The 12,987-nt window shown below is 68.9% G+C and carries 12 protein-coding genes and 1 pseudogene; 2 read left to right on the top strand and 11 right to left on the bottom strand.

Going from position 1 to position 12,987, the window contains the following annotated elements:
• A pseudogene (locus ACWDZ6_RS24195) lies at positions 1 to 258 on the top strand (hypothetical protein); the annotation flags it as partial.
• An 81-nt stretch (positions 259 to 339) separates the two neighbouring features.
• Here the strand turns inward: ACWDZ6_RS24195 and ACWDZ6_RS24200 are convergent.
• The 8 genes from ACWDZ6_RS24200 to ACWDZ6_RS24235 form a co-directional block, all read right to left on the bottom strand.
• Positions 340 to 888: a CchlQ gene (locus ACWDZ6_RS24200; protein ID WP_451504478.1), complete on the bottom strand. Its 549-nt coding sequence runs from the start codon at positions 886 to 888 to the stop codon at positions 340 to 342.
• 226 nt (positions 889 to 1,114) lie between these two features.
• Positions 1,115 to 2,197 carry a hydrogenase expression/formation protein HypE gene (gene hypE, locus ACWDZ6_RS24205; protein WP_451504553.1) on the bottom strand — a complete coding sequence of 361 codons (1,083 nt, stop codon included), beginning with the start codon at positions 2,195 to 2,197 and terminating at the stop codon, positions 1,115 to 1,117.
• Between the two features lie 31 nt (positions 2,198 to 2,228).
• Positions 2,229 to 3,353: a hydrogenase formation protein HypD gene (gene hypD / locus ACWDZ6_RS24210; protein ID WP_366732735.1), complete on the bottom strand. Its 1,125-nt coding sequence runs from the start codon at positions 3,351 to 3,353 to the stop codon at positions 2,229 to 2,231.
• Positions 3,350 to 3,673: a HypC/HybG/HupF family hydrogenase formation chaperone gene (locus ACWDZ6_RS24215; RefSeq protein ID WP_451504479.1), complete on the bottom strand. Its 324-nt coding sequence runs from the start codon at positions 3,671 to 3,673 to the stop codon at positions 3,350 to 3,352. Before ACWDZ6_RS24215 ends, hypD begins: the two co-directional genes overlap by 4 nt.
• Before the next feature lie 53 nt (positions 3,674 to 3,726).
• Positions 3,727 to 6,129 (bottom strand): carbamoyltransferase HypF, encoded by a 2,403-nt coding sequence (hypF, locus tag ACWDZ6_RS24220; RefSeq protein WP_451504480.1) that lies wholly within the window; start codon positions 6,127 to 6,129, stop codon positions 3,727 to 3,729.
• Entirely contained in the window at positions 6,126 to 6,890 is a 765-nt protein-coding gene (gene hypB, locus ACWDZ6_RS24225; protein ID WP_451504481.1) for a hydrogenase nickel incorporation protein HypB, read from the bottom strand. The genes hypF and hypB overlap by 4 nt, the downstream gene beginning before the upstream one ends.
• Positions 6,891 to 6,893: 3 nt before the next feature.
• Entirely contained in the window at positions 6,894 to 7,289 is a 396-nt protein-coding gene (locus ACWDZ6_RS24230) for a hydrogenase maturation nickel metallochaperone HypA/HybF (RefSeq protein WP_366732732.1), read from the bottom strand.
• Between the two features lie 263 nt (positions 7,290 to 7,552).
• A complete protein-coding gene (locus tag ACWDZ6_RS24235) occupies positions 7,553 to 9,088 on the bottom strand; it encodes an FAD-dependent monooxygenase (RefSeq protein ID WP_451504482.1) in 1,536 nt (511 codons plus the stop codon).
• Positions 9,089 to 9,371: 283 nt separating this feature from the next.
• On the opposite strand from ACWDZ6_RS24235, the gene ACWDZ6_RS24240 reads away from it, so the two are divergent.
• Positions 9,372 to 10,088 (top strand): hypothetical protein, encoded by a 717-nt coding sequence (locus ACWDZ6_RS24240; RefSeq protein ID WP_451504483.1) that lies wholly within the window; start codon positions 9,372 to 9,374, stop codon positions 10,086 to 10,088.
• 163 nt (positions 10,089 to 10,251) lie between these two features.
• On the opposite strand, the gene ACWDZ6_RS24245 is transcribed toward ACWDZ6_RS24240, so the two are convergent.
• The 3 genes from ACWDZ6_RS24245 to ACWDZ6_RS24255 are packed head-to-tail and all read right to left on the bottom strand — an operon-like array spanning position 10,252 to position 12,865.
• Complete coding sequence (locus ACWDZ6_RS24245) at positions 10,252 to 10,854, bottom strand: class I SAM-dependent methyltransferase (protein WP_451504484.1); 603 nt, start codon at positions 10,852 to 10,854, stop codon at positions 10,252 to 10,254.
• Between the two features lie 44 nt (positions 10,855 to 10,898).
• Positions 10,899 to 11,927: a UbiA family prenyltransferase gene (locus ACWDZ6_RS24250; RefSeq protein ID WP_451504485.1), complete on the bottom strand. Its 1,029-nt coding sequence runs from the start codon at positions 11,925 to 11,927 to the stop codon at positions 10,899 to 10,901.
• A complete protein-coding gene (locus tag ACWDZ6_RS24255; RefSeq protein ID WP_451504554.1) occupies positions 11,924 to 12,865 on the bottom strand; it encodes a class I SAM-dependent methyltransferase in 942 nt (313 codons plus the stop codon). The genes ACWDZ6_RS24250 and ACWDZ6_RS24255 overlap by 4 nt, the downstream gene beginning before the upstream one ends.
• Between the last annotated feature and the right edge of the window lie 122 nt (positions 12,866 to 12,987).

Consider the following 12,987-nt stretch of genomic DNA (forward strand, 5'->3'; position numbering starts at 1 on the left):
GTGGGCGTAACCGTTGCGGCCCATGAACTTCACCTCTCTCATGCGTATGGCGCGCTGAGCCGTCCCGTCGCACGCGCGCACGGCGCGACGGCCGCGCGGGTCCGGCCGGCATGGACGCTGCAGCACGGACCGCACGTGCCGGCCATCCCTGGCACCGGCGGTCCGGACCACCTCGTCGACAACGTGCCCGCGGGTGCGCCGCGGCTCTCCGCGGACGAACCGGTCCGCCTCGGTTCGCTTCACCCGGGCGGAGGGTGAGCCGGGTACCGACTGCGCCGGCTCCCAGACGGTTCGGCGGCGGCTGAAGGCTGCGCCCCTGCCCCGGATCGTCCGCTCCCCTCACCCTCCGGCAGCGACCGCGCCTTGGCATATCGGGCACCGGTCCCTGCCATCCCACCCGTCCCATCCGAAAACCGCGGGCTTGAGGGACTGGCCTTCAAGCTCCTTGCGCACGGCGACCCGGTAGGTCCAGACCGCCTCGATGTAAGGGTGGGAGACATCGTGGAAGGCGGGTGATGCCGACGAAGCCCCTGCCGCAACCGCGCGCTGAAGCGCACGGAGCTGCTCGAACATCACCTGCCCGGCGCCGGCGACGGCCGCGGTCGCATCGATGAACAGCCGTTCCCGTACCTCATAGATCGCGGAATCGCTCAATGCCGCGCGGGTGGCCGCGTCCAGGCCGGCTTCGGCACCGGGGGCTTGCGCGATCTGGCGCAACCGCGCGTGACACACCCCGGCTGCTCCGATGAACTCGATGTACACAGCCCGCCGCCGTGCCCCGACTCCGCGGTCGTCTTCATGGCGATGGCGCAGATGGTCAGCCAGAACGGTGCCGGAAATGGCAAGAGAGCCACCACTGACCGCCGCGAGGAGCGTCCCCCAGTCCACGTCTGCCCCCAGCAGTGATCACAACGCCGACCTCTGGAATCTACGCGTGGCTTCGCTCGAAGAACAGACTGCCCCGGTACCCGACGGACCCCACCTCGGCGGAGCCGGCAGGCTGCCCGTGGGCAAGCGGTACTGATCCGCGCCGCGGGCCCGGACATTCGCCGAGCGGTCACCGAACTGCTCGATCAGGTACCGGCCCCGGGACCGGGCGCAGGCGACGACGGCTTCAGCAGATCCGTGGCAACTGCTCCCCGATCGGCAGGTCCACCACCCGCGTACCGCCAAGTCCGGTACGCGCCACCACCATGCCGGGATGCGCCTCCACAGCTTCACCGATCACCGTCGCGTCGGCGCCCAGAGGGTGCGAGCGCATCGCTTCCAGGACCTGCTCCGCGTGCTCGCGCGGGACGAACGCCACGAGCTTGCCCTCGTTGGCGACGTACATCGGGTCCAGCCCCAGGACGGCACAGGCGTTGGCCACGGGTGGAGGGACGGGAATGGTGCGCTCCCGGACGACGACTCCGGCGCCGGAGGCGGCCGCGATCTCGTTCAGGGCGGCTGCCAGACCCCCGCGCGTGGGATCGCGCAGCACATGCAGGTCCGGGGTGACGGCGAGCATCGTCTCCACCAGGCCGCCGAGCGCCGCGCAATCGCTCTCGATCTCCACACCGAACTCAAGACCCTCGCGGACGCTCATGATCGCGACACCATGGACGCCGATCGCGCCGCTGACGATCACCACATCACCGGGGACGACGCGCTGCGGCCGCAGATCGACGCCTGCCGGGATGATGCCGATCCCCGACGTGTTGATGAAGATCCCGTCGCCGTGGCCGGCTTCGACCACCTTGGTGTCACCTGTCACCACTTCGACCCCGGCGGTGCGCGCGGCCGAACCCAGCGCCTCCGCCACGCGTGAGACCACCGAGAGCTCGACCCCCTCCTCCAGGATGAATCCGCAGGAGAGATAGGCGGCTCGGGCGCCGCTCATGGCAAGGTCGTTGACGGTGCCGTTGACGGCCAGATCCCCGATACTGCCGCCGGGGAAGAACAGCGGCCGGACCACGAAGGAGTCCGTGGAGAAGGCCAGCCGGACTCCGCCGAGCGAGAGCGCCGCGGAATCGCCCAGCTGTCCGAGTACCTCTCCCCCGAAGGCCGGCGCGAAAATATGCTGGACGAGCTCGGCGGAGAGCGCGCCGCCACCGCCGTGGCCCATCACCACCCGGCTCTGGTCCCGCAGCGGGGCCGGGCAGGTCCACGACGTGGGATCCGGCAGCTGTGGCTCGGCAGTCCGTGATGAGCCGTTCAACGGCGTACCCGTCGGGAGCGCTTCTGTGGTCTCAGACAACGGTGCTCGCCTCCAGCGATGCGTTCGTGATGTCCAGCCGCCGGTAGAGGTAGTACGCGGCACACGCGCCCTCACTGGAGACCATGGTGGCGCCGAGCGGCGTCCGGGGCGTGCACAACGTCCCGAAGGCCTCGCACTCATGAGGCTTCAGCAGGCCCTGCAGAACCTCGCCGCTGCGGCACTCCGCCGGTTCCCTGGTCTGGATGCCGGTGACCGAGAAGCGGTGCTCGGCGTCGTAGTCCCGGTACCGCGAGGACAGCCGCCAGCCGCTGCCGGGGATCGTTCCGATACCGCGCCAGGCGCGGTCGGTGACCTCGAAAACATCCGCCAGCATGGCCTGGGCGGCGGGGTTTCCCTCGGGACGGACCGCACGCGGGTAGGCGTTGTCGACGGTGTGCTCACCGCGTTCCAGCTGCAGTACGGTCCTGCGTACCCCCTCAAGGATGTCCAGCGGTTCGAATCCGGTCACGACGATCGGGACACGGAACCGCTCTGCCAGCTCCGGATACTCGGCGACGCCCATCACACTGCACACATGCCCGGCCGCGAGGAAGGCCTGAACCCGGCAGCGCGGGGACTGCATGATCGCCTCGATCGCCGGGGGCACCCTGACATGGGAGACCAGCAAGCTGAAGTTCTGGATGCCGAGCTTGCGCGCCTGATACACCGTCATGGCGTTGGGCGGCGCGGTCGTCTCGAATCCGATACCGAAGAACACCACTTCGCGGTCCGGGTTCTGCTGAGCGATCCTCAGGGCATCGAGCGGCGAGTAGACGACTCGTACATCGCCGCCTTCGCTGCGGACCTGGAACAGGTCACGGCCGGTGCCGGGCACGCGGAGCATGTCACCGAAGGAGCAGAAGATCACCTCGGGGCGGGAGGCGATCTCCAGAGCCTTGTCGATGACTTCAAGCGGGGTGACACATACGGGACAGCCGGGTCCGTGGATCAATTCCACCTGCTCAGGGAGCAACTGATCGATGCCGTGCCGGATGATCGTGTGCGTCTGCCCCCCGCAGACCTCCATCAGTGCCCACGGCCTGGTCACGGTGGAGTGGATGTCATCGAGCAGGCGACGCGCCAGATCCGGGTCCTGGAACTCGTCGATGTACTTCACTTCTGTGCCTCCTGGGGTGTGTCGATGCCGGCGGCGGGCAACGGGGACCCGCCGGCCTCCGCCGCCGACTCCCACGGATCGCCGAACTCCTCCTGAAGCATCCCGAGCGTGGCGAAGAGCTCGAGTGTCTGCTTGGCCGACGCCTCGTCCAGGCGCTGCAGGGCGAACCCCACATGAACGATGGCGTACTCGCCGACCTGGAGGTCCGGCAGATACTCCAGGCACACCTCCTTGACGACGCCGCCGAAATCAACGCTGGCCATACGGGTGCCGTCGCGTTCCTCGATGTCCAGTACTCTCCCGGGTACCGCCAGGCACATGCGCTTCTCCTCGCTGTGGATGTTCCGTAGCCCGGTCTTCCCGGGGCACGTCGTCAGTCGCCGCCTCCGCGCAGGGCCACGGCGGCATGTGCGGCCACCATCAGTTGACCGAGCGCAAGCCCCCCGTCGTTCGGCGGAACCTGGCGGTGGCGCAGGACGGTGAAACCGTCCTCGCTAAGCGAGAGTGCGCACGCCGAGGAGAGCACAACGTTGGCGAACACACCGCCGGTCAGGGTCACGGTGTCCAGCCCGTGTTCCTCTCGCGCCAGGACGCAGATCGTGTGTACGAGATCGGCGACGGCCCGGTGGAAACGCGCGGCGACGAGGGCCACGGATGCGCCTGCCCGTACGTCGTCGACGACGGCTGCCAGAACGGGCGCGGGGTCAGCGGTCACCGCGGCCCGGCCATCGCCCCGTGGCCGCACTGCGAACGCGTAGCCGACAACGTCCCCGGCCGCGGCCGTCAGGGCGGCCGCCTCCAGCTCGACGGCTGCCTGGGCTTCGTATCCGGACCGATGGCAGACGCCCACGAGTGAGGACACGGAATCGAACAGCCGCCCCATACTGGACGTGGGCACGCAGTTCAGACTGCGCTCCAACTGGTGCTCCAGCACACGGAGTTCGTCGGGCGGACAGGCGGCAGTGCAGGGAAGGTCCTCGGACCAGGCAATGCCGGCTGCGCGCAGATGCGCGAGTGCCATTCGGTACGGTCGGCGCACCGCGGCGTCCCCGCCCGGCTGGGAGACATAGGCGAGGTGTCCGAGGCGGCTGAACCCGTCGTAGTCCGCCAGCAGGAACTCCCCGCCCCACACCGCCCCGTCGTCACCGTAGCCGGTGCCGTCGAACGCGACCCCGATCACGGGGCGGCTCCCGTCGAGTCCGTGCTCCGCCATCGCGGCGGCGACGTGGGCGTGATGGTGCTGGACCCGCACGACCGGCCGGCCCGCCGCGTGCCGGGTGGCCCACTGCCCGGAGCGGTAACCGGGATGCCGGTCGGCCGCCAGCAGCCCGGGGTTCACCCCGGCGATCGACTCCAGCTGGGTTTCGGCGCGCTCGAACGCCCGCTGTGTGGCGAGGTCGTCCATGTCGCCGATGTGCGCCGACAGCCAGGCCCTGCGCCCTTCCGCGAGACAGAACGCGTTCTTGAGGTCGCCCCCGACGGCGAGGGCCGCCGGCACGGGGACGGGCAGTACGACCGGCAGCGGGGCATAGCCACGGGCGCGGCGGAGCGTCAGCAGCTCCCCGTCGCACACACGCACCACGGAGTCGTCGCACGGAACATGGATCCCGCGGTCGTGCGTCAGCCAGGCATCGGCCAGGTGCGCCAACCGGGTCAGTGCGTCGGTGTCCGCGGTGACGATCGGCTCCCCCGCCACATTCCCGCTGGTCATCACGAGCAGGCGTGGCCCGTCGGCATCACCGGGCAGGCCGAGGAGCAGATGGTGCAGAGGGGTGTAGGCCAGCATCACGCCGAGATCGGGACTGCCGGGGGCGACCTCCTCCGAGGGCCTCGGCAGCCCGGGCGGCACAGGATCGTTCCGGCGGCGCAGCAGGACGATGGGTCTGACGCCGCCCGTCAGAAGGCTCCGCTCCTCGGGGCCCAGGTGCACCAGGTGCTCGATGTCGGCGAGGCTCCTGGCCATCAGGGCGAACGGCTTGTTCCCGCGGGCCTTGCGGCGGCGCAACGTGGCCACGGCCCGGGAGTTGGAGGCGTCGCAGGCGAGGTGGTAGCCGCCGACGCCCTTCACGGCGAGGATCGCGCCGTGGGACAGCAGCCTGCGGGCCCCGGCGATGGGGTCCCTGGCGGATACGGGCCGAGGCGAGCCCTCCGTATCCGTTTTCGTCACGAGCAGACGCAGGCGGGGGCCGCAGGCGTGGCAGGCGATCGGCTGCGCGTGAAAGCGGCGGTCGGCCGGATCGACGTACTCCCGGGCGCAGTCGGCGCACATCGGGAAGCCGGCCATCGTCGTGTGTTCCCGGTCGTACGGAAGGCCGCGGACGATCGTGAAGCGGGGGCCGCAATGGGTGCAGGTGATGAAGGGGTGTCGGTGGCGCCGGTCGGCCGGATCGGCCAGTTCGGAGAGGCAGGCGGCGCAGGTCGCCATGTCCGGCGAGACCAGGGTGCGCGCGGGTCCGCCCGCCGTGGAGGCGGCGATGGTGAACCCCTCACCCCCGGTGGTGGGGACCTCCTGATGGTCTACGGACTCCACATGCGCGAGAGGCGGCGCGTCCGCGGAGATGCGGTCGCAGAACAGAACGAGGTCAGCGGGCGGCCCTTCGACTTCCGCGACAACGCCCTCACCGGTGTTGGTCACATGGCCGACCAGGTCGAGTCCGGTGGCGAGTGTGTACAGGAACGGCCGGAACCCGACGCCCTGGACCACGCCCCGGACGGTGACCCGTCTGCGCTGCACCGCCTCCTCGGCGACGGCGGCGGCCGGCCGCGAACCACTCACGAGCCGGACTGCGCCATGGCGCCTGAGGCCGCCGTATGGGTATGCGTACCGTGTTCGTGGTCATGGAGATGCTCCTGACGGGCCATCACAGGCGCATGGACCGGCCCGCCGTCGGCCACCGCCGTCACCCGGTCCAGCAGCGTGCCGACGCCGATACCCCGCCGCGCGGACGTCAGCAGCACCTCCACCCCCGGATTGACCTGCGCGACATTCGCCAGGAACGCCGCCTCGTCGAACTCGACCGCCTCCGCGATATCGGTCTTGGTCACCAGCACCAAGTGCGCCAGACCGAAGGCGGTGGGGTACTTCAGCGGCTTGTCCTCCCCCTCCGTCACGGACGCGAGCACGACCCGCAAGGACTCACCAAGGTCGTACGAAGCCGGACAGACCAGGTTGCCGACGTTCTCCACGAACAGCAGCCGGGTGTCATCGGGAAGCCATCCCTCCAGATGCCGGCCCAGCATCCCGGCCTCCAGGTGGCACAGACCGTCGGTCAGCACTTGCTTGACGGGGACTCCCGAACGGGCCAGGCGCACGGCGTCGTTCTCGGTGGCGAGGTCGGCGGTCAGGGCCGCGACGCGTACTCCCCGCTGCCGTGCCAGCAGCAGTTCGCCCTCCAGCAGAGCCGTCTTCCCACTGCCGGGGCTGGACAGCAGATTGACGACCGTGGTGCCACGTGCGGAAAGTTCGGCGCGCAGCGTGTGCGCGGTCGCGTCGTTCTTGGCGAGGACCGCCTGTTGCAGATCGACCACTCGGCACATGCTTCAGCACTCCTCGGAAATGGGTTCACGGGTGCGTTCGTGCTCCTGGCCGTCCTCCCAGTGCACGCTGACGATCTGCAGTTCGCGGCCCGAGAGCAGCTCGGCGGTCGCCGCTCCGCACACCGGACAGCACAGCTGCGGCGGCATGCCGACCGCCCATTCGTCCGCGCACGGCCCGCAGCGGGCACGGCCGGGCACGGATTCCGCGACCAGCTCGGCACCTTCCAGAACGGTCCCGGCACAGGCCAGTTCGAAGCAGAAGGAGAGGGCGTCGGGGACCACTCCGGCCAGCTCGCCGACCTGGAGCCGTACGGACGTCACCGCGGTGACGCCGCCTGCCTCGGCCGCCGCCTGCTCCACCTGGCCGACGACAGCCAACGCGATGGACATCTCGTGCATCGCTCTCCGTCCTGGCACAGACCTTCCGCCTCGAACGCTCTGCGGCCCGTTCGGCTCCATTAGAGGCCGGTGCCCTACGGCCCGGGGCCCGGCACGCCGACGCCGCCCAGCCGCATACGCCGTTCGGGGCAGTGGCGGACGTGGTCGCCCACGCTCGTGCGGACGGACCATCCCCCTGGCGAGCGGGGATGGTTCCGGGAGGCGACTCGACCCACCTCCGTGGCGCCTGGGCATCGAGAACGAGCTCAGTGTCGCTGCTCGATTCAGGACAGAGGCAGCCAGCGGTCGAGGTACTTGAGAAGAGCGGTCAGGTCCGTACCTCCGGCGAGGTATCCGATATAGCCGTCGGGCCTGACCAATACCTGCGTGATGCCGCGCCAGGGCCCGCTCGTGCCCAGCGTGTGGACGTGGACCAGGTCTTCGCGACCCTTTGTGGCGGCCGCGATGCGGCCGGCGTCCCAGCCGTTGTCCAGGCCGCACAGGAGCAGGTGGTATCCGGGCCGGGCAGTCATCGCGTGCAGGTTTCCGGCGGTGTCCGGGAGCCGGTCACCTGCCCGCGGGCGTCGCTTGGGCGAACGCGGACCCTCGGTCGTGGCAGGGCTGTGCCGGTAGTTGATGGCCAGCTGGGAGAGCGTCCGGAAGGCGGCGGCCCGCAGGGAAGTGCATCGCAGAGCCATGGGTGCGAGGTGGGGTGCGATACGGGTGCGGGCCAGGCTCAGCACGGGGTTTCGGCTGGTGGCGACGGTGAATGCGCGGTTGGTGAAGCGCAGCACGTTCCGGCCGACCGGGGCACGCTCGCTCTCGTATGTGTCCAACAGGGCCGTCGGCGCCATGCCCCGGCAGACGAGGGCGAGCTTCCAGCCGAGATTGAGCGAATCCTGGATGCCGGTGTTCATGCCCTGGGCTCCAGCGGGGCTGTGGATGTGGGCTGCGTCGCCGGCCAGAAAGACGCGGCCGGCCCGGTAGGCATTGGCGCCCCGGTTGTGAATGCGGAAGTCGGTCATCCATACCGGATCCCGCAGCCGCAGCGGGTCACTGACGTAACCGTCGACGATTGCTTGCAACTGCCCAAGATCCACCGGGCTTTCGGTATCCGGGAGTTGGGGTGGTCGCATCGCGAGCATCCGCCAGCTCGCCGGTGAGCCGAGCGGGAAGAAGAACAGCATCCCGGATTCGGTCATGTACCCGTGCGCGGCTCCCTTCTCCAGTCCGTCGACCTCCAGGTCTGCGAGCAGGAACGTCTGCGGGTAGGCGTAGCCCTCGAAGCCGATTCCGGCCTGGTCCCGGACCGTGCTGTGCGCCCCGTCGCAGCCGACGACATAGCGGGCGTTCACGATCTCCTCGGTACCGTCTCCACGCCTCAACCGGCAGGCAGCGTGCCCGCCTTCGGCTGTCAGCTCCACCAGTTCGGTGCCCCGCTCGACCGCCGTACCGGCCTCAGCCAGATGACTGCCGAGCACGCGCTCCGTCTCGGCCTGGGACAGAAACAACAGGAAGGGGTACGGGGTGTCGGCGACGCCGATGTCGAACAGCGACAGCCGTACGGTGCGGCCCGGAAAATGCATCCGCAGCTGTACGGCCGGATTCCCCCGCGCGACCAGTTCGTCCGTCACACCGAACGGGGCGAGGGCCTCCAGAGTGCGGGGCTGGATGGCCAGCGCACGTGACTCCCGGGCCCGGTCCAGATGCCGGTCGACGATCCGGAACCGCGCCCCGTAGGTATGCAACTGGGCCGCGAGAGCCAGCCCCGTCGGCCCGGCGCCCACCACCAGCACATCAAGCGATTGCCCCACAGTCATGGCAGCAGTGTGCCGCCGAAGTGCCGGCCGCGCTCGCTGCGAGCGAAGCGCGGTCAGTGCCGCACTGGGCCGGGCGTTGGACGGCGCCTGGGGGGCATGCCGAGATCGGCCACACGCTGCTCGGTCGAGCAGGTCGCCGCGCGCCGCGACGGTCCTGGTCTGCGGCCGCCGGCGAGGTGGCCTCGGGTACCGGCTCCGGAAGCAGGTCCTCGATTCCGTGACGAGAGAAATACTCTACGTGAGATCCTGTTGCCTGGGGATATGTCGGCTCGTCGTCCGTCAGGTGGAGTACGGCGCGACGGAGGACGGTGGCATGCGGGGTTGGAAAAGCGCCATATGGGTCGTCGCCTTCATGCTGGCCAACCAGGTCGGGCTGGCTGCGCTGTCGATTCTGGCAACCAGTGCACCGGTGCTGCTGTTGGTCCTCCGGCCTCAGCCGGAGGTGATGCTCTTGCTCAGTTCCCGGATGGAGGTGGCGGCTGTCATCCTCATAGCAGCGCCGGTTCGGTTCCTGATTCACCTCTCCTACTACGAGCTGGGGCTGTGGAGCGGGCAGAGGTTCATGGTCCGCACCCGTGTCAGCAGGTGGTTGCTGGCGGCAGCGGAGCGCCCTCGACCCGGTCGGCTTCTGATCGTCTTGAGTCTGCTTCATCCGTCCAGCCCGCTGGACCTGGCGCTGGGCGCCCGATCGACGTCGCGAATGCGGGTCGTCATCGCACTGGCGGTAGGCGCCCTGACGTCAACGACCGCATTTGCTTACACAGGACAACAGCTCCTGCCGCTCTCCACGCGAATGCTGTCATTCGTCGAAGAGAACACGGTCGTGACTACGCTGATCGCGTCGGCAGCAGCCGTAACCGCATGCGGTCTCTCCGTACACCGCATCCTCGCCGCATCGGGGGGCAGCTCGAAGAGGGCGGGGGAAGCGCCCGCTCGGGGGGCTGAGCAGCCCCCTGTTTCTTCCCCGGACCAGCTGGGCACGCGGCGCCCCGGTGAGTAACTGATGACGACTTGTCCGGGGTCAGCCCCCGGTCCGTTGCAGGACGTAGAAACTGGAGTACAGGTGTACGCGCCGTACCCGCGTCACCGTCAGACCGCAGGCACTTGCCCACCGCTGCATCTGTTTCGGGGAGTGGAACGTGGCCTGCGGGGTCCAGAACTGGTCAGCCACCAGGCGGCGCACCTGTTCGTCGCTGAGGCGCTGACGAGTCAGCAGCCTTGCTGCGAACCGGAAGGGTGCCAGCCATCTGCCCGGCAGTCTTGCGGAGCCGGTCGACAGGCACGTGCCTGCGCAGACCTTCCGTGGCCAGATATGCGGCGTGATAGGGCGTACCGCGGTCGTACAGCAGGACGAGCAGTGTTCCGCCGGGACGGGTGACCCTGGCGAGTTCTTCCAGTCCGCGTCGGCAGTCGGGGGTGTGGTGGAGAACGCCGATGGAGATGGCATGGTCGAAAGTCGCGTCGGCGAATGGCAACTTCAGCGCATCCGCCTGAGCCGTCTGCGCCCCGGGATGTAGTTGTCGGTTGCGGACGAGGGCTGTGTGCGTGACGTCGACACACACCACGTCCGCGCCCCGTAGGCGCAGGCTTTGGGCGACTTCCCCAATGCTGGAGCCGACGTCCAGGATGCGTGTCCCGCGGATGAGCTGATCGGGCAGATCAGCCCGCAGTCGTCTCCGCCACAGCCGGACACGCTCCTCGCCTCCCTCGATGAACGGGAACGCCTCGTAGTGGGCGCGGGTGGCTCTGCCCAGCGCCGTCTGCACGGCGGTGGGTCCGTGTCGTGCAGACTGCGATTGTGCTGATCGGCTCATCGGCCCCTCACTATGGCTGGGATGGCACCCCGAGAGCGCATCCAGTACCGGTACAGCCTGAAGGCGATCTCCCATGCTGCGAGGGCAGTGATCACTGCCCAGAACGTCTTCTGCGGAGCGCTCAGCCCGACGGCCATGAGCAAAAGAGCGAATCCGCAGGCGAAGTACCACTCACGGCCGTTTCGTGCCGGCTGTCGGGCACCGCTGAGCAGCCGCCACAGGTCACGCGTCCCGAAAGCAAGCGCCGCGGTGGCGGCAACCCCCACAGCCACCACGATCCAGCCACGGTGCTGGGTGACCGCGGCCCCCACGGTGACGGTCGCGGTGAACCCCGCCAACGCGTGCACCGTCCAGCAGTAGGCGCGGTAGCGGTGCCCGGCGACGAGTTTCCCGTCCGATTCCACCGCGGCGCCGAGCACGATCGCCACAGTCCGAAACCCGGTGGACCGGTCAGAGGCCAGGTCCTTCAGGTTTCCGGCGACGCTGTTCAGCTGCAGCGCGAGGAAGAACAGAGACGAAGTGGCACACCACACCAGTGGTGTTACCTCGTGCTCGTATGCCTGAGCCGTTATCGGCAGCGGCGCCGCCATCGTCGTCGCATACGCGAGGTCCATGAGCACCGGATGGCGGGTGACCTTTTGGTAGACGTTGACGACGGCTGCCATCGCGAGCAGCGCAACAAACAAGACAGCCGCAGCACGCTGCCATCCGGCGGCAACTGCCGTACCTATTGCGGCAAGCGGCAGAACGATCGCCGCGCTGAGCGCAGTCCGCTCGGATATGCCGCCGGTGACCAGCGGACTACGGGTGCGGGCCGGATTCCTGCGGTCGTGCGGCAGGTCGACCAGGTCATTGAGGGCGAAGATATAGCCGTTGACCACGACTCCGATCCACCACAGGCACACCAGGTCGCCGGCGGTGGCGGACCGGTTGGTGAGCAATGGACCGATGGTGAACACCAGCCCTTCGAACCCAGCGGTGTGCATCCGCAGCAGGTTCGCCAGACCAGCGAGGGTCGAGATCACCTCGCCGCCCCCGGGCCGACCGACGTCGTCTTCCGCAGCCGGATCGTCAACCGCATCGCCAGTGTGCCCATGGCCACCACGAATCCGCTGGGCCGGAGAGCACGGATCAACATCGTGCGGTCGGCCTCCCTGTCGAACCGGGCGCATGCGATGCGGACACTGGGACGCTGCCTTCCAGGCGGAATCATCCGGCCCGGAAACACCGTGACGCCCGGCAGCGCCTGAACCGCACGTCGCAGTCGCGCCGGCCCCCAGACCGGGTGAATGAGCACCACCCCGTCCCTGCCGGCGACTCGTAGGAGCTCTCGAAGCGCACGGTCGGGGTTCGAGGAGTGCTGGAGGCTGTAGGAGGCGTGCACGGTCGCGAAAACGCCCGTCGCAAACGGCAACTGTTCCATGACGCCTGCGACGGCATGCTGGTGCGTCGGCTTCGGCGCGCGTATCGCGAATTGGGGGTCGAGGGCGACCGCGTCGACACCCTTGCTGAGCAGGTCGCTCGTCAAGGTCGAGTCCCCGGATCCAGCATCCAGAACAGGCCCGGTGACCTCGCCGAAACGGGCCCGCAGGCTCGTGGCACTGACGCGGCCGGTTCTGATGACAGACTCCCACCGCCGCGATCGGGGAATCTCCTTCTCAGTGTTCCGGGAAGTCCTGCGCAGGATGAGCTGAGTGCCGGAGGCGGACACATCCGCGAATCCGTATCGTCGGTACGCCCGGGCCAGGCGCGGACAGTCCGAGGCAACGGCGGCTTCCAGTTCCATTCCCGCCGAGTCCGCGAGGGCGAGGGCCGTTCGGCACAGCGGCAGGGTCAGAGGCGATGCCTGGGGACAGTCGGCGTCACGTGTCAGGTTGACCAGGCGCCATCGGAGGTTCCTGCTTGGTCGCAGTCCCCACGGCAACCGACTGATATGGCCCGGAATCAGACAGGCAGCCATCATCCAGGCGATGTTCAGCAAGCAGTCGGCAACTCGCCTCCGGTAGCGCCGTAAGCCGTCGTCCGGGACGACCCCGAGGGTGACCGGTTGGCCTGGTACCACCAGATGGGGAACAGCAGCCGCCT

Source organism: Streptomyces sp. NPDC002926, assembly GCF_053591755.1.